This is a genomic window from Thalassotalea profundi (assembly GCF_014653195.1).
GTDB classification, from domain to species: Bacteria; Pseudomonadota; Gammaproteobacteria; order Enterobacterales; family Alteromonadaceae; genus Thalassotalea_B; species Thalassotalea_B profundi.
Genome location: NZ_BNAH01000006.1, coordinates 169,091 through 191,543, shown reverse-complemented (window position 1 = coordinate 191,543; position 22,453 = coordinate 169,091). Strand labels below are relative to the sequence as shown.

General features: G+C 35.6%; 18 protein-coding genes. 9 read left to right on the top strand and 9 right to left on the bottom strand.

Going from position 1 to position 22,453, the window contains the following annotated elements; genetic code table 11:
* Positions 1-117: 117 nt before the first annotated feature.
* The 4 genes from IE155_RS09355 (at position 118) to IE155_RS09340 (ending at position 6,776) form a co-directional block, all read left to right on the top strand.
* A complete protein-coding gene (locus IE155_RS09355; protein ID WP_268245249.1) occupies positions 118-501 on the top strand; it encodes a CopL family metal-binding regulatory protein in 384 nt (127 codons plus the stop codon).
* Positions 502-596: 95 nt separating this feature from the next.
* A complete protein-coding gene (locus IE155_RS09350; RefSeq protein ID WP_189377980.1) occupies positions 597-2,009 on the top strand; it encodes a TolC family protein in 1,413 nt (470 codons plus the stop codon).
* Entirely contained in the window at positions 1,999-3,624 is a 1,626-nt protein-coding gene (locus IE155_RS09345; RefSeq protein ID WP_189377979.1) for an efflux RND transporter periplasmic adaptor subunit, read from the top strand. Before IE155_RS09350 ends, IE155_RS09345 begins: the two co-directional genes overlap by 11 nt.
* 11 nt (positions 3,625-3,635) lie before the next feature.
* On the top strand, positions 3,636-6,776 hold the full coding sequence (locus tag IE155_RS09340; protein ID WP_189377978.1) for an efflux RND transporter permease subunit: 3,141 nt from the start codon (positions 3,636-3,638) through the stop codon (positions 6,774-6,776).
* A 92-nt stretch (positions 6,777-6,868) separates the two neighbouring features.
* Here the strand turns inward: IE155_RS09340 and IE155_RS09335 are convergent, their stop codons facing one another.
* The 3 genes from IE155_RS09335 to IE155_RS09325 form a co-directional block, all read right to left on the bottom strand.
* The gene (locus IE155_RS09335) at positions 6,869-7,039 is read right to left on the bottom strand and encodes a hypothetical protein (RefSeq protein WP_189377977.1); all 171 of its coding nucleotides are present in this window, start codon (positions 7,037-7,039) and stop codon (positions 6,869-6,871) included.
* Between the two features lie 17 nt (positions 7,040-7,056).
* Positions 7,057-8,493, bottom strand: coding sequence for a sensor domain-containing diguanylate cyclase (locus IE155_RS09330; protein WP_189377976.1), 1,437 nt, complete (start codon positions 8,491-8,493; stop codon positions 7,057-7,059).
* Positions 8,494-8,645: 152 nt separating this feature from the next.
* Complete coding sequence (locus IE155_RS09325) at positions 8,646-9,830, bottom strand: BaiN/RdsA family NAD(P)/FAD-dependent oxidoreductase (protein WP_189377975.1); 1,185 nt, start codon at positions 9,828-9,830, stop codon at positions 8,646-8,648.
* A gap of 238 nt (positions 9,831-10,068) precedes the next feature.
* Here IE155_RS09325 and IE155_RS09320 point away from each other — a divergent pair, with 238 nt between their 5' ends.
* Both IE155_RS09320 and IE155_RS09315 read left to right on the top strand, forming a co-directional pair.
* Positions 10,069-11,583 carry a hypothetical protein gene (locus tag IE155_RS09320; protein WP_189377974.1) on the top strand — a complete coding sequence of 505 codons (1,515 nt, stop codon included), beginning with the start codon at positions 10,069-10,071 and terminating at the stop codon, positions 11,581-11,583.
* A 19-nt stretch (positions 11,584-11,602) separates the two neighbouring features.
* On the top strand, positions 11,603-11,926 hold the full coding sequence (locus IE155_RS09315; RefSeq protein WP_189377973.1) for a winged helix-turn-helix domain-containing protein: 324 nt from the start codon (positions 11,603-11,605) through the stop codon (positions 11,924-11,926).
* Between the two features lie 88 nt (positions 11,927-12,014).
* Here the strand turns inward: IE155_RS09315 and ftnA are convergent, their stop codons facing one another.
* The 3 genes from ftnA to IE155_RS09300 all read right to left on the bottom strand — a co-directional run bounded on the left by ftnA (position 12,015) and on the right by IE155_RS09300 (position 13,411).
* Positions 12,015-12,533 carry a non-heme ferritin gene (gene ftnA, locus IE155_RS09310; protein ID WP_189377972.1) on the bottom strand — a complete coding sequence of 173 codons (519 nt, stop codon included), beginning with the start codon at positions 12,531-12,533 and terminating at the stop codon, positions 12,015-12,017.
* Positions 12,534-12,723: 190 nt separating this feature from the next.
* The gene (locus IE155_RS09305) at positions 12,724-13,176 is read right to left on the bottom strand and encodes a peroxiredoxin (RefSeq protein WP_373295365.1); all 453 of its coding nucleotides are present in this window, start codon (positions 13,174-13,176) and stop codon (positions 12,724-12,726) included.
* Positions 13,177-13,246: 70 nt separating this feature from the next.
* Complete coding sequence (locus IE155_RS09300; protein WP_189377970.1) at positions 13,247-13,411, bottom strand: hypothetical protein; 165 nt, start codon at positions 13,409-13,411, stop codon at positions 13,247-13,249.
* Positions 13,412-13,600: 189 nt separating this feature from the next.
* Here IE155_RS09300 and IE155_RS09295 point away from each other — a divergent pair, with 189 nt between their 5' ends.
* On the top strand, positions 13,601-16,954 hold the full coding sequence (locus IE155_RS09295) for a ligand-binding sensor domain-containing protein (protein ID WP_229817184.1): 3,354 nt from the start codon (positions 13,601-13,603) through the stop codon (positions 16,952-16,954).
* Positions 16,955-17,027: 73 nt separating this feature from the next.
* On the opposite strand, the gene IE155_RS09290 is transcribed toward IE155_RS09295, so the two are convergent.
* The gene (locus IE155_RS09290) at positions 17,028-18,965 is read right to left on the bottom strand and encodes a methyl-accepting chemotaxis protein (protein ID WP_189377969.1); all 1,938 of its coding nucleotides are present in this window, start codon (positions 18,963-18,965) and stop codon (positions 17,028-17,030) included.
* A gap of 910 nt (positions 18,966-19,875) precedes the next feature.
* Between IE155_RS09290 and IE155_RS17965 the strand changes: the two genes are divergently transcribed.
* Positions 19,876-20,052, top strand: a complete 177-nt coding sequence (locus IE155_RS17965; RefSeq protein ID WP_229817182.1) for a hypothetical protein — start codon at positions 19,876-19,878, stop codon at positions 20,050-20,052.
* A 24-nt stretch (positions 20,053-20,076) separates the two neighbouring features.
* Positions 20,077-20,748 carry a DMT family transporter gene (locus tag IE155_RS09285; RefSeq protein WP_268245248.1) on the top strand — a complete coding sequence of 224 codons (672 nt, stop codon included), beginning with the start codon at positions 20,077-20,079 and terminating at the stop codon, positions 20,746-20,748.
* A 193-nt stretch (positions 20,749-20,941) separates the two neighbouring features.
* On the opposite strand, the gene IE155_RS09280 is transcribed toward IE155_RS09285, so the two are convergent.
* Both IE155_RS09280 and IE155_RS09275 read right to left on the bottom strand, forming a co-directional pair.
* On the bottom strand, positions 20,942-21,742 hold the full coding sequence (locus IE155_RS09280) for a class I SAM-dependent methyltransferase (RefSeq protein ID WP_189377968.1): 801 nt from the start codon (positions 21,740-21,742) through the stop codon (positions 20,942-20,944).
* Between the two features lie 2 nt (positions 21,743-21,744).
* Complete coding sequence (locus tag IE155_RS09275) at positions 21,745-22,434, bottom strand: DNA-3-methyladenine glycosylase I (RefSeq protein WP_189377967.1); 690 nt, start codon at positions 22,432-22,434, stop codon at positions 21,745-21,747.
* Positions 22,435-22,453 lie beyond the last annotated feature (19 nt).

Below are 22,453 nucleotides of genomic sequence, written 5' to 3'. Positions count from 1 at the left end.
GTAATCCCCTAGCGCCCAAGTCTTATATTTATTGAAAAATATGTTAGCAAGCGTATCATAGGGAATAGTTATTAAAAATTATGGTTACTTGTGCTTTTAAACTTCCCTAAAACATTCATGCTAGTACTGTTGTGTTTGACCTTTATTGGTCAGACAATGGCATCGACTGCAATGTCATATCATATGTTAAGTATGCAAGGGATGAATTCAGTAGTTATAAGCGACTTAGAACAAGCTGAAGCCATGACTCAAATGAATCATGCTAACCATACTACAAACAATGATGAAATGTTTGCTGATTCAGATGAAACCCTATCTACAGACTGTTGCAATCATTCATGCGACTGCTATACAGGTAGCTGTTCTACCAATGCTGTGGCCTTGATTAAAGACATCGAAAGTAGCGCTCTTTCAAATAATTCATCTAAAATTCAATACCTGCTTAATTCATTACTTAAACAGCAATTATCTTCTCTCTATAGGCCTCCAATATTTAGTTAAATACAGGATAAATGTGTCCAATTTTCGGACATTATCTTCACTTATTACACTTTTTACCCTGGTAGTTAATAAATTAACATCCCTTTGGAGGGATTATGTTTTTCGGAAAATGTCGTATGACGCTATGTATGAGCGTTATTTTATTTTTATGTTTTTCTGTTATTGCAAAAGAACAACCTGCGCTATCTTTCTCTAGAGCGATAAAACTAGCGCAACAAAATGACCCTTGGCTTACTGGTAATATACACCAGCAACGTGCTACAGAGTCCATGAGTGTTGCTACAAATACTTTACCTGATCCTAAAATAACCATTAGTTTAGCTAATTTACCAACTAACGGTTATGACTTGGCACAAGAAGGAATGACCCAAGTCAAAGTTGGTATTGCACAGGTATTTCCCCGCGGTGACTCTTTATCAATTAAACGTCAGCAACTTAGTATTCAAAGTGAAACCTTTCCATTTCAACGACAAGAAAGAGAGGCTAAAATCGCGTTAACCGTTGGCAGCCTATGGTTAGATGCATACAACATACAAAAAAGTATCAGCCTAGTTGAAAAAAATAAAACACTGTTTCAACAATTAGTACAAATTACAGAGTCAGCCTACTCATCTGTATTAGCCAACACTCAGCAGCAAGATATTATTAGTGCTCAGATAGAACTAACACGCATCGAAGAACGTTTAGTGCAGTTGCAGCAAGAAAGAAGCAATATTGAAGGCAAGTTATTACAATGGATAGCTGAAGATTCATTAAATGAAACCTCACAGAGTAACAACTTATTCAATATAACATTGAGTCAAACATTGCCTGAAATAGCACTAACAATTCCTAAATCAGTGCTATTACAAAACAATGATCAAGCTGAAAATTTAGTTCAGTATTTTTCTAATCATCCAGCCATTATTGCTATTGATAAAAAGGTTAATGCGACTAAAAAAGGGATTGAATTAGCCCAGCAGAAATATAAACCCGAATGGGGAATCAGCGCAAGTTATGGTTACCGACAAGATGATCCAATGGGAAATAGTAGGGCAGATTTATTTTCATTGGGCGTCACCTTTGATCTTCCTATTTTTACAGAAAATAAACAGGACAAAGAAGTACAATCTGCTATTTACCTCACTGAGGCAATTAAAACTGAAAAAACATTACTTATCAGACAACTAGTAGGGGCTTTTTCAAGTGCCAAAGGCAGGCTGCATCATATTAAAAACAGGCAAGAATTATATCAGGCTAAGTTGCTTCCCCAAGTAATTGACCAAGCAAAAGTATCGCTCAATGCATATTCCAATAATGATGGCGGCTTCACAGCCGTAATTCGTGCCCATATTGCGGTATTAAATGCTGAAATTGATCACTTAATGCTTACCGTTGAAAAACAAAAGCTACACCTAGAATTAAATTATCTATTTGCAGGTAAAAATAACAAAAACACAATGAACTTTCTAACTTATTCTAACAGTAAAAAAATGCAAAAATTTGGGGAGCGCCCTAATGGAAAATAGTAACTTTGTTCAAAAAAATAGAGCTAAAATTGCGATAATTTTAGGTGTTCTTTTAGGTAGTATTCTTACCTTGAGCATTTTTAAACTATTTCTTCTACCTCAAAAGATTCAAGAGAAGCAGGCCTTATCCACTGAAGATGCACCATTATATTGGGTTGCACCTATGGACCCTAATTACAAAAGAGATAAGCCAGGTAAATCGCCAATGGGAATGGATTTAATACCCATCTATAAACAAAACAAAAACGATATTGATGAAGGTAACGGCAATGTTCATATTTCACCCGATGTAGTAAATAATTTAGGTGTTCGCACAACGAAAGTAACACAGAAACCATTAAGCACCGAAATTAACTCATTAGGCTATGTTACCTATAATGAAAACAAGCTTATTCATATTCACTCTAGAGTTGAAGGTTGGATTGAAAAGCTTCATGTAAAAGCTAATGGTGAATCGGTAACAAAAGGAGAGCCTTTATATGAAATATATTCACCAGAATTAGTTAACGCACAAGAGGAGTTTTTGTTAGCACTCGAGCGTAACAACAATCAATTAATTAATGCCGCTAAAAGTCGCCTAATCTCCTTACATATCCCCAAGAAAAGCATTACTCAGTTGAAAGAAACACGAGAAATTCAACAACGAATCACTTTTTTGGCTCCTCAAAGCGGTGTTATTGAAAATTTAAATATTCGCGAAGGTTTTTTTGTTAAACCTGAAACCACAATTTTATCTATTGTCGATTTAACCTCAGTTTGGGTAAAAGCTGAAGTTTTTGAACGCCAATCACATAAACTATCCATGGGTAACGATGTGTTGATGACATTAGACTACCTACCCAATAAAGAATGGCATGGCAAAATTTCACACATCCACCCTATGTTAAACGCAAATAGCCGTACCGCAATCGCTCGATTAGCGTTTGATAATAAAAATGGTGAGCTGAAACCAAACATGCTGGCAAAAATTACAATCCAAACGACTGACGAAGAAAGTGCCTTAGTTATTCCGAAGGAAGCACTCATTAGAACAGGGAGGCAAGACCGTGTTGTTTTAGTATTAGGTAAAGGCCACTTTAAGTCGATCGAAGTAAAAGTTGGTCGATTTGACAAAACACATGTCGAAATTTTATCGGGACTTAATGAGAATGATGAAATTGTCAGCTCTGCCCATTTTTTACTTGATTCAGAATCAAGCAAATCATCTGACTTTCAACGCATGGACCATAGCAACTCTAATAACAAAGATACTATTGATATGTTTCATTCACATCACGAAAGTATTAATAATGTAAATACTGTTTCTTCAACATATTCTTCAGCCAGCGCTACTGGTACTGTGAATTATTTAATGGCCGATCACGGAATGATAAATATCAGTCGTTCTGCTATCGAAAAGTGGAATAGACCTCCTGCAACCGTAGATTTTACTAGTGCAAACCATATTAGCTTAGTTGGATTTAAACAAGGCGATAATGTGAGCTTTACTTTTGAAGTCAGAGGTAACACTTTTGTTATTACTGAAATATATAAGCTCCCCTTACCCCATAAAGAAATACCAGTAGATGCTTCCTCTAGTGAAAAAGCAACCACTGATCATTCAAACCACCCATAAAGGAGCTAATTATGATTACTTCTATTATTCGTTGGTCGGTTGGCAATCGTTTTTTCATTTTACTCGCAACATTTATATTAGTGGCGGCAGGCTTATATTCAGTTAATAAAACGCCAATTGATGCACTGCCAGATTTATCAGATGTGCAAGTTATCATCAAAACAAATTACCCAGGGCAAGCACCACAAGTAGTTGAAGACCAAGTGACTTACCCTTTAACTACCGCAATGTTATCAGTACCTGGTGCCGAGACTGTAAGAGGTTTTTCTTTTTTTGGAGACTCTTATGTTTACGTTATCTTTGATGAAGATACTGATTTGTATTGGGCACGATCACGCGTGCTGGAATATTTAAGCCAAGTAGCGCCTAATTTACCTACCGAAGCAAAACCACAACTTGGTCCCGATGCAACGGGTGTTGGCTGGGTATATTTATATGCCTTAGTTGATAAAACAGGTCAGCACGATCTCGCACAATTACGAAGCCTACAAGATTGGTTTTTAAAATATGAACTTCAAACGGTTACTGGAGTGTCAGAAGTGGCAGCACTCGGCGGTATGGTTAAACAATACCAAGTTCAAGTGGATCCTAATAAATTACGCGCCTTTAACATACCTCTTTCCCTTATCCAAACAGCAATTGAGCAAGGCAATCAAGAGATTGGGGCATCCGTAATTGAAATGGCTGAAGCTGAATATATGGTAACTACAACAGGTTATATAAAAGATGTTAGTGACCTAGAAAGCATTCCGCTAGGTGTTGATGAAAATGGCACTCCATTATTGTTAAAGGATGTTGCGGAAATTGCTATTGGCCCACAAATGCGTAGGGGGATTGCAGAACTTAACGGAGAAGGTGAAACCGTTGGCGGGATTGTGGTTATGCGCTTCGGTGAAAATGCGCAACAAGTTATAATTAGAGTAAAAGAAAAGCTTGAGCAACTTAAAAAAGGTTTGCCTGATGGCGTTGAAATTGTTCCTGTTTATGACCGATCTGCCCTCATTGAACGTGCCGTTGATAATTTAAGTTATAAATTATTAGAAGAATTAGGGGTTGTGGCACTCGTATGTGTTCTTTTCTTATTTCATGTGCGTTCTTCATTAGTAGCGATAATCAGCTTGCCTGTGGGTATATTAACCGCATTCATTGTTATGCACCTTCAAGGGCTAAATGCCAATATTATGTCTTTAGGTGGTATTGCTATTGCCATTGGCGCGATGATTGATGGTGCGATAGTAATGATAGAGAACATGCACAAACATATGGAGCGACTTAATGACCAAGGAAAACCCATTACCAATGAGAATCGTTGGCAATTAGTTATTGAATCGACCAGTGAAGTGGGCCCCGCATTATTTTTCAGTTTACTCATAATTACGGTAAGTTTTATTCCAGTGTTTACGTTAGAAGCACAAGAAGGACGCATGTTTGCTCCCTTAGCTTTTACCAAAACCTATGCTATGGCCGCTTCTGCTGCATTAGCGATTACTTTAGTCCCCGTTTTGATGGGTTATTTTATTCGTGGAAAAGTATTACCCGAACATAAAAACCCTGTTAATAAATTTTTAACGATTATTTATTTTCCCGCGCTAAAAGCTGCACTACATTTCCCTAAATCTACGCTAGTAGCAGCATTGGTATTACTACTTATTGGATTTTATCCATTAGATAAAATTGGTAGCGAATTTATACCTTCACTCGATGAAGGGGATTTAATGTATATGCCCACTACCTATCCCGGAATATCGATAGGACAAGCACGACAATTATTACAACAAACGAATAAATTAATTAAAACATTACCTGAAGTAGGCACTGTTTTTGGCAAAATAGGTAGAGCTGAAACAGCTACAGATCCTGCGCCACTCACAATGATAGAAACATTTATTCAACTCAAGCCACAAAAGCAATGGCGTGAAGGAATAACCTCTGAAAGTTTAAAAAAAGAGCTAGATCATTTAGTAAAACTTCCAGGAGTAACCAACGCTTGGGTGATGCCAATTAAAACGCGCATTGATATGTTAGCGACTGGCATAAAAACACCTATAGGCTTGAAAGTTTCAGGACCTAAACTTGATACTATTGAAGACCTTGGTAAACAGATTGAAGGTATTCTAGCCAATGTTAAAGGCACCACTTCTGTTTATTCTGAGCGAGTTGCTGGTGGTCGGTATATCAAAGTTGATATTCAACGAATTAAAGCCGCCCGCTACGGATTAAATATTACAGAGATACAACAGGTGGTCGCCACAGCCATTGGGGGAATGAATGTAGCTCAAACGGTTGAAGGACTAGAACGCTATCCTGTAAATTTACGTTACCCACAAGATCACCGTGACTCGCCGGAACAACTACTATTATTACCCATTGTTACGCCAAATGGACAACATATTTCATTAGGTGACGTTGCTCATATATATATTGAAGATGGTCCCCCAGCGATAAAATCAGAAAATGCACGTTTAAATGGTTGGGTACTGATAGATATAGATAATATTGATATTGGCACATACATGAGTTCAGCTCAGAAAGCATTAACAAAAAAACTAGAACTTCCTACTGGTTATTCAATAACGTGGGCAGGACAATATGAATATATGCAGCGGGCTAAAACTAAGCTCACATATGTGATACCTCTCACCTTATTTATTATTATTATTTTATTATATTTAAATTTTAAAAATATCACTGAAGTTGCCATGATCATGGGAACCCTACCTTTTGCAATGATTGGTAGTATTTGGCTGATGTACATCGAAGGGTTTAACTTTTCGGTTGCCGTAGGCGTTGGGTTTATAGCCCTTGCGGGGGTGGCAGTTGAAATAGGTGTGATCATGTTAGTTTATCTAAACCAAGCGTATCAAGAAATGCTAAAAAGGCATCAAATAAATAACAGTATCGTCACTAAGGACGAACTTTTACAAGTGATATTACATGGTGCAGGTAAGAGAGTGCGCCCCGTAATGATGACTGCAGGTACAGTAATTATTGGCTTATTACCTATTTTATACAGTACGGGAACGGGGTCAGAAGTAATGAGTCGAATTGCAGCCCCAATGGTTGGAGGAATGGTAAGTGCCGTTATTTTAACGCTACTGATCCTACCTACACTTTATTACCTATGGCGTTCATCAAAGCTTAATCATTCTTAAAAAAGAATCAAAAATATTAATGTAAGCCTAAACTCAAACTTACTAAAAATCTTTATTTTAGGGGGTGTCGAGTTTAGGCCCAACCATAATAGTTAATCTTTCTTGTTAATAACCACTTCAATATGTTTACTACTGCCCGCGAACCATTTTTGAATATATATACTACCTACTACTGGGGGCATACCATCTTCTGGCACTTCTTTATAGCGTACACTGTTCTTATTTTCTTTTTCAAATTCAAAGATAATTTTTCTTTCAGACATTTCGCTCGCCTTGGTCATTATTCAACAGTAGTAACACTGTTCTTCCCTACTCTTTTTGCTTGAAATAACGCCGTGTCTACACGTTTAAATAACGAGTCGGCATCATCGTTTTCTTTCACTTGCGTAACGCCCACACTCACTGTTACTTTTCGTTTTACGTGTTCAAATATCTGTGTATTATTTTCAATGTTTTTTCTGAGCTGCTCTGCGATTAATGTTGCATCTTCAAGTTGTGAATCTATTAATAAAATTATAAATTCTTCCCCACCCCAGCGAGCGACATAATCCGTATGCCTTATGGTTGACTTTAAAGTCTTGGCAATATTTACTAATACTTCATCGCCAACATCATGCCCTTGTTCATCATTAATCCTTTTAAAGTCATCAACATCAAAAAATACAAGTGATAACGCTTGCTGATGTCGAGCTTTCAATGACATAAAATGTTCTAGTTGTCCTTGAAACGTTCGTCGATTAGGTAAACCTGTTAATGTATCATTACTAGCAAGTTCATTGAGTTTTGTATGTATTTTACGTACATACAAAATCACAACAATACTAACAAGTATAGTGACTAGCAAAGACACCACTATATTAAAATAAAATGCCTCTTTGACAGATTGGGTAAAATTATCAACCTTAGCTTCAACGACTAAATAAAGGTCTAATTCTTCTACGTACTTTTTAGTGAGCAAGTACGACTCACCCTCTTCGGTATATTCAAATAATTGTGTTTCTGTATTTATTATATCTGGAATTAATGCTTTTAATTCCGGATGATTACTAAGTTGTTCAAGCTTATCGATACCTTGCTCTGCAATAAGAATTTCACCCGCGTCATTAATAAAAAACACTTTAAAGTTATAGCGAATTCGGAAATATTTCAGCATTTCATTGATATAAGATGTTTTAAGTCCAACCCCCGTAGCTCCCACCATGGTGGATTGGTCATCATAAATTTTATGATTAATAAACATAATCAATGAATTTCCCATAAACTCATTATAATCAATGTTAATTTCACTTTTCTCTGGTTTATTTTTAAAATTGAAGTACCAAGCATTATTTGGATTTTTAATAGATATTTTTTCTAAGAAACCATCTGTAGTGTAATAGTTCTGGCTTTTTTCAGAGACAAGAAAAGCAGTAAACATATTATATTTATTAGTAATAGTTTCTAAATACTGAGTGATCTTTTCCACTTCGTCTTCTTCATGGGAAAGCCAATCTTTCATAAAGGTGTCATTAGACATAACCGAAGCAATCAGATTGGGCTCTATGATCTGCTTTTGAATTTGCGTATAAATATTATCAAGTGTTAAAGGTAAAGAACTATTTTTTAGTTGTTTGCGCGTAGAATCCATCGACTCAACATAATTAATAAGTGTTAAACTCGCTGATAAAGTAAAAAGTAATGCGGTAATAATAAAAACAATTCGATAATCAAAGCGCATAAACAAAGGTTCTTTTAAATGAAAAATAAATTCAATAAGTTAAAGGTATAGCTCAACCATTGATTTTAACTTGGTGAAAATGGTTAAGTTCGGCTTCTATCATACATTGAGGGCTTATTAACATAAAGATTAAATTAGTAGTAGAAAGCATACTAACATGCTTGCCCGCAAGCCATTCCCTGGGCCCAGCAAGCTTGGAAGTTATAGCCTCCTAACCAACCAGTGACATCAATAACTTCGCCAATAAAATATAAATTAGGGACTTTTTTACTTTCAAAGGTTTTAGAAGAAAGTTCGTCAGTATCTACGCCGCCAAGAGTAACTTCAGCCGTTCGGTAACCTTCAGTTCCATTTGGTTTTATTTGCCAATTATGTACATATTCAGCAAGGCTAAGCATCTCGTCCTTACTCAATTGGTTAATGGTTTTATCAATGATTTCCTGCTGACTGATCATCTTTTCAATAAAGCGCTTAGGCAAAATCGTCGCGAGCATATTTTTTAGCGATTTTTGACCGCTAGCATCACGCCACTCTTTAATGGTTTCAACAATATTTAACCCGGGGAGTAAGTTAATACTTACAGACTCTCCAGCCTTCCAAAAAGAAGATATTTGTAAAATAGCAGGGCCAGATAAGCCTCGATGGGTAAATAAGATATTCTCTTTAAAACTGATACCATTTTCACTCGTCACTATCGTCGGAATGCTAATACCTGATAAACCCTCAAAACGCTCTTTGTCGTGCTCATGTAAAGTGAAAGGAACAAGCGCCGCTGTGGTCGGAAATAAATTAATAGAAAACTGTTCAGCAATTTTATAGCCAATAGGAGATGCACCAAGCTTAGGCATAGTTAAACCACCAGATGCAACTACAACTGAATGACATTGGTATACATTTTCAGTTGTTTTAACACTAAAGCCTTCTGCAGTTTTATGCACAGAGGTCACTTCATTTCTTAGTTTCACTGTTACCCCTGCCCACTCACATTCCGTTAATAATACATCAACAATATTCTGTGCCGTGTTGTCACAGAATAGTTGACCAAGAGTTTTATGATGATATTCAACGCCGTGGCGTTCAACTAGTTCAATAAAATCTTGAGGTGAATAACGACTGAGTGCTGATTTAATAAAGTGCGGGTTGTTACAAAGGTAATTCTCTGGCGTTGCGTTTTCATTGGTAAAATTACAACGCCCTCCACCACTGATAAGTATTTTTCGTCCGGCTTTTTTTCCCATATCAACTACCGTTACTTTTTTACCACGATAGCCGGCAGTTGCAGCGCACATTAAGCCCGCCGCACCAGCACCAATAACCACAACATCAGTTTGAACCACAATAAACCCTATTAGTATCTAAAACAGTTTTATTATAAAAGCAGAACTTGAAAGCACCTAGTCTTTACTTTCAAATGACCCCTGATCACATGAGTTAACAAAAACTAAGAAACGCAAAGAATTGTAAAGATAGGAACTAAGCCTAATTCTACGGCTCTATTTAACGCGCCAGTTTTGCGAATATACCTGCAAATATCCTTAGGCACTTTTTCGATAAATATTATGTGGAACAAAAACAATGACGATGTTAAAACAATTTTTTAATGCAAGTACAACTTCAAAAGCTTTACTGGGTGTAATATTGCTTGGGCTTTATGGGTGTGGTTCTGGTAGTGATGATGATAGTGATGCAGTGGGCTACGTGAAATTTTATCATGTTGCTCAAAATGCCCCTAAAATGTACCTAACACTTGATGAAGATATTGACAGTGATGACGATGATGACGTTGAAGTTACTTATTTAGGTATAGATTACGGCTCAGCAAGTAGTGCCAATCAGATAGAAACCAATAACTATACTTTTGAGCTTGCTTGGCAAGAAAACGATAGTACAACAAGAGATGAGTTATCTATTATCTATCAAAGCGATGTGACGATCGAAGAAGATGTGATCAAAATGATTGTACTAAGTGAAGATGTAACTTCTCCTTCGGTAAATGTATATCACATTCCAGTTATTGAGGACGACGATGATACCGAAAATGACCTTTTCAATATTCGTGTATTGAATATGTTTCAAAGTAGCGAAGGCGTAGATGTGTATATATCAGGTTCAGATGAAACCTTTAATGAAGCCGTGTTGCTTAGTAATGTTGCCTACCAAGAATTATCAGAAAACACTAAATTTGCGGAAGATGACTATATATTTTATATCACAGCTCCAGGTAGCGATGATGTACTATTTCAATCAGAAGAAGTTTCATTTCCTTATTCTACTCAATATGTTATGTCTGTTAGAGCAAATACTGGGGCGGGGAGCTCTTCATACGTAATCGACCGCATTGCTCCTTCTTCAATCGAAGAACTGACTGACTTTGAATCTGAAGCTAAGATCAGTGCCTATAATGCAATTCAGTCGACTGAACTACTTGAGAGTTACCAAGAAGAATTATCACTCACGATATCAGGTATTAATGACACTTTAACTATCGGTCCGATTGGTTACGGTCAATTAAGTGCTCCTTATATTATTTCCCATGGTGACTATAGTTTAGATCTCACTAACACAGCTGATAATTCACGACTGTTAAGTAATCACTTATTATCATTATCTGAGAATAGCGATAAAACCGTTTTCTTTTATGCTGATGAAGAAAATGTTGATGAAGATGGTGACGGTGATGTAGATGAGAACGGCGATGGAATTGTTGACGAGATTGAAATTAATATTCATTCTATGGTGTTAACTAACACGACCGTTTCTAGCATTTACCAGCATAACGTAACTATGATTAATCTTGTTGATAGCGACGACTTCCAAGTGGTAAATGTATACTTTGTTCGAAATGACGAAACAATCGATACCGCACTAAATCATCGCTCGATAACATTTGCTAATAATGACTCCATCACACTTAACAACAATACTTATAAAGTGTTTGTAACGGCGCAAGAAAATAGTAGCGACATTATTTTAAATGCCTTTGACTTAGTACTCAATGAAGAATCTACATCCAAGTACTTAATTATGGAAATAGATGAAAATAGTCCCTCTGGATATAAAGCAACCCTTATTGATCAGTTAACTCAATAATTTAATTTAGGTGATTGCTATGTTTAATAACCGTGAAAAACCAGAAACATACTCTATTAGTGGTTTAACGCTAAATATGAACACACGAGAAGTATTTTTACATGAACAATTGATCGACTTTACTGTGTTAGAATTCAGTTTGTTACATTTGCTTATGTCATTATCGCCACAAGTAGTTACTAGAGAGCTAATAGCGAAAAAAATATTTCAATGTAGCTTAGCCAATTGTAATAAGCGCATAAGTATTCATTTACTGAATATTCGAAAAAAGCTGGATGAAACAGCGAATAAAAAGTTAATTAAAACAATTAGAGGGAAAGGATACAGTTTACTAAGTTATTAACATTGCATTATGTCTTACCAAGGTTTCAATTCCTCTTGGTAAGACATATCTCTTTGAAAGACAAGATTTATGACTTAAGATAATAAATCTAAGGATTCATTATGCTTGTAGTACCTTTTTTAGCCATTTCTGCCAAATCTTTATCAACAAAAAAGAGTGCATGTCCGTCGTGGCCTACCAAATTAATTTTGTCTAATACGCTTTTAAATAATGTTTCTTCTTCATGTTGCTCAGCAACATACCATTGTAAAAAATTAAACGTTGAATAATCGTGATTACTAAATGCTTGATGAGCTAGTTCGTTAATACGCTCGGTGATTAGGCATTCATGCTCGTAAGTTTTTTCAAAAACATCACCAAGCGACTCAAATTCATGAGGTGGAGCATCAATAGCACCTAAAATAGGTAATGCACCTGTTTCGCTCACATAAGTAAAAAGTCGAGTCATGTGGTCCATCTCTTCTAACGCATGTTTACGCATGAATTCAGCAGCACCTTCAAAGCCTTTTTCTTCGCACCAAGCGCTCATTTGAAGGTATAAGTTTGAAGAATAAAATTCTAAGTTAATCTGTTCATTAAGTTGTTTGATCATTTCTGATTTTAACATGGGGGATCCTCGCAGCGGCATAAACGTAGAGTCTGCCTAATTTATGAGTAAAGTTCAAGTCAATACCTCTCAAGGCCAATAAAAATAAGGGGATTGTGAATAACAATAGTTTTTATTACTATCCAATCACCCTTAAAAAATAGCTATTTTTGAAGACAATTGATTATGCTTGAGCAAAAATATAGATAGCTTATAGCTGCTCTAAAGCGACTTGTGCGGTACTCACTTCAAATTGTTTAGGTTGTTCAATATTCAAACGTGTAACGATGCCCTTATCAACAATCATCGAATACCGCTGTGAACGCAATCCACCAAAAGTACCCGTTTCCATTTCAAGCCCTAGTGCTTTGGTATAACTACCATCACCATCAGCCATCATCATCACATTTTCAGCATTTTGTGAATTACCCCACGCGTTCATTACAAAAGCATCATTTACCGATAAGCAAACTATTGCATCAACACCTTTAGCTTTAATCTGATCCGCTAAAACGATATAACCAGGTAAATGGGCCTCTGAGCAGGTTGGTGTAAATGCACCGGGTACCGCAAAAAGAACGACTTTTTTATCTGCAAAAAATTCATCCGTTTCTATAGTAACCATATTACCATTAACCATCTGCTGCAATTGTCCAGAGGGCATTTTTGTATTCTCAGTAATCATTCTTGCGCCTTTTTTTAAATTAAGTATCAATTAAGTTATACGTTATGAATCAAGAGTTAATAGGTAGCTTTATTGCTTTACATAAAAAACCTTTACTATGTGCACATCTCGCACAATCCTTACAAACATAACGAGGTTTATCAACAATACCTGCAAGTTCATGCAAATCTTGCTCAATTTCTTTTTTTTTCCACTTACAAAGTGCTTTTGCCATGCCTTTGTATCTCGACAATTTTCATCATATAGAGGATATTTTAGTTTATTCATCTTCTTCTTGCTTATTCTTTTTTAATAAAAACGATACTAAATAAGATTGTCACTAGTTCGACTGCTTCCACTATTTTAATTTTCATTAAAATTACACTATACTGAACCTAATAATAGGCTATTAAGAGCTAATTAATTGTTTGATAAAATAAAAATTCACTTTGCTTTTATCGTAAGTGTTTTATTATTCCTAATGACTTTGCCTTCAAATTGTTTAGCAATGAATGCTTCTATCAGTTTTCAGCATCTAACAATTGAAGATGGCTTACCTCAAAATTCTGTGCTTGCCATAGCTCAAGATAATAGTGGTTTTATATGGTTTGGAACAGAAGATGGCTTAGCGAGGTATGATGGCTATAGCCTAAAAGTTTTTAAACATGAAATAAATAATGTTAATTCTCTTTCTCACAATTATGTTTCAATTATTACGAAAGACAGTAAAGGTAATCTTTGGATCGGAACTCGTGGTGGAGGCTTGAATTACTTTAATACTAAAACAGAGCAATTCACTCGTTTTCACCACCAAGCTAATAATCCCAATAGTATCAGTAACAATTCTATCTACACAATTATAGAAGATAGTAAACAAAACCTATGGATTGGAACGTTGGGCGGCGGCCTTAATTATTTTGATATTAAAAACCAAAAATTTACACATTATCGCCATCAAACTAATACCCCAAACTCTTTAAGTAATGATACAGTTTATAGCATTGTAGAAGATAAGCGTGGTGATTTTTGGATTGGTACCTTTAATGGTCTCAATTATTTGAATCACAAAACAGGAAAATTTACTCATTACCAGCACCAAACTGATAACACCAATAGTTTAAGCCATAATACCGTTTATAGTCTTTTAGAAGACAACCAAGGTAACTTTTGGATAGGTACAGGAAACGGTGGCCTTAACTATCTAGATACCAAAAGTAATCAATTTACTCATTATCGTCATCAGACTAATGACCTTACAACCCTGAGCGATGATACTGTATTTAGTCTGTTGAAAGATAAACAGAATAATTTATGGATCGGCACTGGAGACGGTGGCCTTAATCATTTCAATAGTAAAGACAAACAATTTACTCACTACCGACATCAAGCTAACCACCCTAACAGTTTAAGCCATGACACCGTTTATACCCTTTTAGAAGATCATCAAAATAATCTCTGGGTAGGTACTGTTGGAGGTGGGATTAATCGCTTTAATATGAAAAAGAAACTCTTTACTCATTTCCATCATCAGCCTAATAACCCAAATAGTTTAACTCACAATAATGTTTTTAGCATAGAAGAGGACAACCAAGGAGGTGTTTGGATTGGTACGAGAGGTGGTGGTCTTAATTACCTTGATAATAACAATCAAAAATTCACTCATTATAGATCCAAAGTAAATAGTCTAAGTGGTTTGAATGATCATTCTATTTATGCATTAAAAAGTGATAGTAAAAACAACCTTTGGATTGGGACAGGTAGTGGAGGACTGAATTATTTAGATAGAAAAACAGGGAAATTTAGCCACTTTAAACATCAGCCTGATAACCCAAATAGCTTAAGCCATAATACAATTTATTCTATTGTCGAAGATAGTCATAAAAATCTCTGGATTGGTACTCAAAGTGGCTTAAATTATTTCGATATCAAAAATGGCAAATTTACCCGTTATTATCATCAAGCTGATAATCCAAATAGCTTAAGTCATGACACTATTTATATCATGACAAAAGATAAAGACGGCAACCTATGGATTGGCACCCCAAACGCACTTAACCACTTTAATACTCAAACTAAAAAGTTTACCCATTACAAGCATCAAGAAAATAACCCAAGTAGCTTAAGCTATAATACGGTCTATAGCATGACAACAGATAGTCAAGGAAATATTTGGATCGGGACAGATGGTGGAGGCCTAAATGTATTCAATATCAAAGCTGCATCGTTCAAAAATTACAATATAGAACACGGGCTTTTCAATAATGTAATTTACGGTATTGAAGAAGATAATCAAGGACATATATGGGTAAGCACCAACAAAGGACTTTCACGTTTAGATCCAAACACCGAGGTTTTTATAAATTACGACATCGGCGATGGTCTTCAAAGTAATGAATTTAATATTGGCGCATCTTTTAAGGGGAAATCAGGCAATTTGTATTTTGGTGGTATTAATGGCTTTAATCAATTTTCACCTGAAAAAATAGCCTACGATGTTACCCCGCTTAATGTGGTTATCACTGACATTTTATTGTTAAATCAACCCGTTCCTATACTTCGACCAACCCAGCAAGAAGCTACTGGAAAACGTTCGGATTTTAACTTAGAGCAAGTTATACATAAAACAAAGTCCATCACATTAGACTACCAAGATAATGTTGTGTCATTTGAGTTCTCTGCATTAAATTTTAGTAACCCGAAAAAAATTAATTTTTCCTATCAACTAATAGGCTGGGATAAAGATTGGATCAATACTGACTACAAAAATCGAAGAGCAACATATACAAACTTGCCAGACGGCGATTATATTTTCAGGGTGAAAGCAAGTAATGCTAATGGCTTTTGGGATGTAGAAGGCACCTCATTAAATATTACGGTTTTAGCCCCGCCATGGAGGACTTGGTGGGCCTATACACTATATGTTTTGTTTATACTTAGTTTAATCATCGCATTTATTAATTCCCAGCGCAAAAAAGTGCTTTTTGAACAACACCTAAATGCTCAATTAGAAAACAAAGTTATTCTACGCACCAAAGAGCTGCAATTAGCAAATGAACATTTAGAAGAAGCGAATTCAAAGCTAGAAGAATTAAGCTCAACAGATCAACTTACAGGATTGAAAAATAGACGCTTTTTGAAAAACCATTTACAAAATGATATCGACCTTATACTCCGAAAGCACAAAAGTAAAAATCAAGAAGATAAATTATCAAATGACTCTGATCTTATTTTCTTTCTTATTGATTTAGATTATTTTAAAAAGATTAATGATGTCCATGGTCACAGTGCCGGCGATGCGGTACTTATTCAAATTAAAGCAATATTAGAAAGTGTATTTAGAGAAACCGATTATTTAGTTAGATGGGGTGGCGAGGAATTTTTAGTGATAGCTCGCTTTACTAATAGAATAAAAGCTCCTTTCCTTTCTGAAAGATTAAGACTAGCAATAGAAGAACATAAGTTTGATATCAACCAAGAAGCGCCTCTTTCTAAAACATGCTCAATTGGATATGCTTGTTTCCCATTTATAATAGACAATCCTAATTTACTAAGCTGGGAACGTGTTATAGATATTGCCGACCATTGTTTATATGCCGCTAAGAAATCAAGCAGAAATGCATGGGTAGGGCTAGAAAATCTAGCTCTAAATGACGAGCATATAATGTCAAAAATCATTGAAGAAACTCAACATTCAATTGATATAAAAGAGTTGGAAGTGATCAGCTCACTCAGTGACAATTCACTAATAAAATGGCAAGTAAATAAGCATTCTATTTAACCTGATATGATACGGCCCTTTTGCTCAACTCATGAATCATTTAACGCATAGTTAAAGGCTGATCCAAAATTAATTAATCCGACTTCTTAAGCGTTAATCCAATGTCGCTGACATGGATACTCACTTCTTTAGCAATACTTTCCGAAAGAGATTGTGATTGGGAGACCTCATCATCAACACTTCTCATCGCAAGCTCTACACTATTGAAGTACTCTTGCTGACGAGTAATTTGGGCTAATGTATCAAGGGCCACATTGGCCGATTGTTGCGCTTGCTCTGTTACTTCGAGCGCTGTTACTTGTAATTCATCTGCAATATTTTTTTGGTTTTCTGATGCTTTTTCAATCGCTAAAATAGTACCTTCAATAGAGCTACTGGCACTTTGCAACTGGCTAAGTCGTCCATTAATTTGTTTTAAAGAGTCTTGAGTTTTACCTGCTAGCTTTCTTACTTCATCAGCTACCACAGAAAACCCGCGTCCATGTGTTCCCGCTCTTGCGGCTTCAATCGCGGCATTCAACGCAAGTAAATTAGTTTGATCTGCAATAGCACCAATAACATCAACGATTGAAGTTACACTATTTACCGCCTGACAAAGCATAGTGATTTCAGTTTTACTTTGTTGTGCCGCTTGATTAGTTGTTTCACTTGCACTAAGCACTAATGCGACACGTGATTGACTCGTCTCCATTGCGACTTGAGTCGCTTGTGCATTTTCAACAACCTGGCTTGATAAGGTGTTTACGTTTTCTGTTGCTTCACCTAGAGAAGCCATAATATTTCGTGCTACTTGTACATGTTCACTCGTACTTGTTGATGATTGATAAATATTATTAACTTGTAGTTCCATAGTTGATAGCGCCTTGGCAATAAGATCAAGTTGCTTTGCTTTTTCATAGTCGTCTTTGGCGAGCTTATTAACCATTTGATTAAAGCTATGAGATATTTCGCCAAGCTCTGTTTTTACAGAAATACCCTCTATATTATCAACTTTACCTTGCTCGACTAATGCGACAAAGCTATCACGTAATTTACGTAATGGATTTAAAATTACACTGCGTTGTAGCCAATAATTCGCGACTAAAAATGCCACTAAAAATGCCAATAAACCAATGACTATCCAGTAAAGTTGTTTGTTTAACTGGGCTTGCACTTTCAGAATATCTTGTTCAGCATCAATCATAATTTTTTCTAAGTTAGCCACTTGCTGTTCAAGTAGTGCCAAACCACTTTGTTTCTGCTGTTTTAGCTCGATCGTAGTGGTTAATTCTTTATTATAACGCTTACTTAAAGAAGATAATTCAGCTATTGCTAATTCGCTTAGATCGTCTTGATCATCTTCATCAGCAAAAAGGTCGTCTTCATCGACCTCTGGGTATATTTCCAATAACGGTAAATGAGTCAACTTTTCTGTTATTAATTGCAAATCATTTATAGCTTGGTTGATAAGCACTTGATCTGTTGAAAGTTCACTAAAGAGCTTTTCTCTGGCTACGATTAGCTCTGCAATAACTTTAGCCGTTCTTGCATTAAGTACCAAATACTCTTGTTTTTCTGACGAAGAAAGCAGATCGCTTTTTTCTATTACGTAACGATTTAACGCACTATTATTTGCCAATAAATCCGCTTCAACATTACGTAATAGTGCTAACGGATCTCCGCTTAATTTTCCCATCGCCCGATATTTACTATTAATATTGAGGTTTAATGATGTAATCTCTTCGTCCATCATATTATGTAACGACTCAACACCAATTTTTTGGCTAAGTAGAGCCATTTCACCCAACTCTTCTTCCGCTTGATTTAATAAGTTTGCAGAACCCGTTTGTAAGTATTGACCAATAGTACGATTAAATTTTATCGTCACTAAAGACTTCAATGCTTGGTAATTGGCATTCTGATCTCGACTGTTGCCAAGTGATTGTGCAACTTGATACATCGTTGCGAGGAAAATAATAGTAAACAAACTTATTGCAATAACAGACAAACGGGAAAAGGTAGAAACACGCACTTAATTACACCTAAACATTAAGGACTTAAATTACGCGGATTCTCCTTGATGCAGATGACAAATAAGTTACAAATACATTGCTGTTTTATGACAAACATGCATATTTATATTAACTATTTAAAAGCGTGGATACTAAGGTCAAAATATACTCGAAAGCATAATAATGAAACATAATAAGATTAAGCTTGAAGTTATTATTTATATTGCTATATTGGCCTTATGAAAACACCTATTTCTTTACGATTTTATAAGCAATTTTTAGGGAGCCTAGCCCTAAAATTCCCGTCTTAAGAGGGCACGCTTAGTTGCCCGTCTGTCAATACAGATAACAGTCAAATTATTCTAATACAACTTTATAAATTTAAACTTTTTATGCCTGGTCTTCGAGTCATCTAAGCATCAAAGTTTATTTATACATATATTTATTTTTAATGTTTTATATTAATAACTTAAGGAGGATATGTGATTTGATTTTTTTATAACTTTTAGTTCGATTTGCAAAATGATACACAATTAATCTGTAATTTATTGTTAGGTAAAGATATGTCTAAAAATAATATGAAAAAACCAATGTTAACATTGAAAGAAAAACGTAAATTAAAAAAAGAAGAAAAAAGTAATAAAATAGAAAAACCTAGAAAAAGAAAAGGTTAAACTTATAGGTGCCGTTAATATCGGCACCTATTTTTCATCTGAACGTTAGTAATTAATAATATTCATTTTAAACTTTATGTAATTTCCAGCCTATTTGATCATAAGTTATGCCAAATAACATGATTAAACTCGCCATAAAAAATTTATATTAATTGTATTATGAGTTGTTAATCATTCAGGTTATCTAAATTCATTTTAATGAGTGAATCAATAGAGCGCTTTCACTCAAAAACTATATGTGATTAAAGGAAGATTTATGTGGATTATCTATGCATTATTAGCAGCAGTTTTTTTTGGTGCTAGAGGAATAATGTATCAATGGACTTCTCAAAAAAATGTTAATCGAAATTTGATGTTATTTGGCGTTTTTTTTGTTGGGTTTGTCATAAGTGCTGTATTAATGAAAATATTCAACCAACAGTGGTACGGATAGCAAGATGTTACTGTTGGACTAGCGCTGGGGTTAGGATCTTATGCTGCAAATGCTTTTTTACATAAAGGCTTTTCGGTGGGAAAAGCTTCACTCATCAGTATATTATCAGGCCTTCCTCCATTATTTGTCGTATTACTCGCATTTTTATTTTGGAATGAAACATTAACTCCTGCACAATTAATTGGTTTTATAATTATCTTTGCAGGCCTTTATACCATTCGTTATTCCAATGATATCTCTTTTAAAAATCTACAGGGCGCTCAATGGGGGCTACTTGCCGCAGTATTCTTTTCATTTAATGATTTACTAGGAAAACAATCTACTCGCCTCGACGCAGATATGTTTGCAACATTAACATCAATGTTTGGTTTTGGCAGCTTACTCTTTGCAATAAGTTGGTTAAGTAAACGTAAAAAAACAATTCAAAACACCGATGATTTGCTTCTTCAATGGTCAGATAGAAAAACATTTATTTGTGGATTGTTTATTGGTTTAACTAACTTAATGGGGATGATAGCCATCATCACTGCTTTTGCTATTGGAACAACAGGTTTGGTTTCGGCAATATCGGCTATGAATATTTTAATTATATTATTATATTCACGCATTTTTTTAAAAGAATCTTTCAGTCGTCAAGAGATATTTGGTTTGACAGCAGCTATAGCTGGCATTCTAATTTTACGTTTAAGTCAATAACATTAAAACACTATAGCTCAAGTACTTCAGGGGAGAAATCATTCACTAATGTACTTTTCCCTTGAGTGGACAGAAGCAAAATAATAAAAGATTGTGATAATACTCAATGTGTTTTCCACGTGTATAAGCCGTAATTTTCTATCGTGATTTAGCTTGGATACTAAAGAGTATCCTCCTGAAAGGGTGAATGCTATTAAAGTAATTTAGGGATCGCTTTATTCACATAAACATCGAAACGATTTTTCTTCATGTTGATACTCATAGACGGCTTTTTATTATCAAGCGGCGGTGCATAACTTGGTCGCTTTACTACCACTCGATAATTAGCCAATGTAAGCGCGGGTGCAAGCAAGGCATCAGCATCTAAGTCTTCACCAACTAACGACTGAAACACTCTCATCTCTTTTTTTACAGCGGCAGATTTTTCACGGTGTGGGTACATAGGATCTAAGTAAATCACATCAGGCGATATAGCCTCTTCCATATTATCAATAGATGAAGCAAACACTAATGAGATACGATTCACAATATCACTCACTTCACTGTTAAGTTGCGCTCGCTCGAGGCCGTTTTCAAGCAATGCGGCGACTACCGGCATACGTTCTATCATAGTCACTTGGCAACCTAGTGAAGCTAACACAAAAGCATCGCGTCCTAAGCCTGCAGTTGCATCAAGTACATGAGGGGTAAAACCATGCTTTAAACCGATGGCTTTTGCAATGTCTTGTCCGCGTCCACCACCAAATTTGCGTCGATGAGCCACAGCCCCTTCAACAAAGTCTACTTTAATGGCGCCAAGTTTAGGCTCATCAAGTTTGACAAGCTCTAGTGTTTGACAATTAACTTGCAGCAGAAACTTTAAGTTTGGTTTATTTGCTGCCGCAGCTACATCACCTAGATAAGAGAACTGCCATTTATTCGCAATTTTCTTGGCTAAGTCGCTATCAACTTTATCAACATAACCAACAGCTATTTTCGCTAAATCAATTAACATAGTTACTCTGCTTGAACATGGTTGTCGCCTGTTGAGAATGCAATTAAACGACTGAGTTGGCTAAGTGATAAATCAGATGCTTGTTGCCACTGATTAAAGCATGCTTGTATCGTATTTAAACTGCCTTTAGTTTGAGTGCCTCCAGAAATAAGGTCATGTGCACGAAAATAAGCTTCAACATCGCGACTAATTATAAAGGTATCTTTACCTAATACGCGCAAGGCATAAGGACCGGTATTACCGCCTAAACGTTGTCCGTTTTTTTTCAAATAATCCCATAAACCAATAATATTATTACTCGGCCATTGAGCAACAAATTCAGCAAAACTATGTGAATTTTGCTGTTCTTCAAAGATCATTTGCGCATTAGCTTTTATGGTTTTTACTTTATTAAAGTTGCGTATGATTCTGGGATCTGCAGCTTTTTTCTCAAGCATTTCTTCTGGCATCATCAGAATTTTTTCAATATCAAAATTAAAGAACGTTTCTTCAAAATCCTGCCATTTATTTTCGACAACACGCCAAACAAAACCTGACTGAAATACTTTTTTAGTGAATGCAGAGAGTAGTCGGTCATCCGTTAATTTAGCAAGAGCCCTGTCGTTGCTACCCTCACCTAATAAAAACTGTAATGCTTGCTCACCACCTTTTCGATCAGCAGCGCGCGTATAAATTTTATCTATAGATTCCATAGTATCCGTTAAATTTTTG

Coding starts and splice junctions, on each gene's coding strand:
- IE155_RS09355 (WP_268245249.1), top strand. CDS start 118: ATGCTAGTACTGTTGTGTTTGACCTTTATTGGTCAGACAATGGCATCG.
- IE155_RS09350 (WP_189377980.1), top strand. CDS start 597: ATGTTTTTCGGAAAATGTCGTATGACGCTATGTATGAGCGTTATTTTA.
- IE155_RS09345 (WP_189377979.1), top strand. CDS start 1,999: ATGGAAAATAGTAACTTTGTTCAAAAAAATAGAGCTAAAATTGCGATA.
- IE155_RS09340 (WP_189377978.1), top strand. CDS start 3,636: ATGATTACTTCTATTATTCGTTGGTCGGTTGGCAATCGTTTTTTCATT.
- IE155_RS09335 (WP_189377977.1), bottom strand. CDS start 7,039: ATGTCTGAAAGAAAAATTATCTTTGAATTTGAAAAAGAAAATAAGAAC.
- IE155_RS09330 (WP_189377976.1), bottom strand. CDS start 8,493: ATGCGCTTTGATTATCGAATTGTTTTTATTATTACCGCATTACTTTTT.
- IE155_RS09320 (WP_189377974.1), top strand. CDS start 10,069: ATGACGATGTTAAAACAATTTTTTAATGCAAGTACAACTTCAAAAGCT.
- IE155_RS09315 (WP_189377973.1), top strand. CDS start 11,603: ATGTTTAATAACCGTGAAAAACCAGAAACATACTCTATTAGTGGTTTA.
- ftnA (WP_189377972.1), bottom strand. CDS start 12,533: ATGTTAAAATCAGAAATGATCAAACAACTTAATGAACAGATTAACTTA.
- IE155_RS09305 (WP_373295365.1), bottom strand. CDS start 13,176: ATGCCCTCTGGACAATTGCAGCAGATGGTTAATGGTAATATGGTTACT.
- IE155_RS09300 (WP_189377970.1), bottom strand. CDS start 13,411: ATGGCAAAAGCACTTTGTAAGTGGAAAAAAAAAGAAATTGAGCAAGAT.
- IE155_RS17965 (WP_229817182.1), top strand. CDS start 19,876: ATGTGGATTATCTATGCATTATTAGCAGCAGTTTTTTTTGGTGCTAGA.
- IE155_RS09280 (WP_189377968.1), bottom strand. CDS start 21,742: ATGTTAATTGATTTAGCGAAAATAGCTGTTGGTTATGTTGATAAAGTT.
- IE155_RS09275 (WP_189377967.1), bottom strand. CDS start 22,434: ATGGAATCTATAGATAAAATTTATACGCGCGCTGCTGATCGAAAAGGT.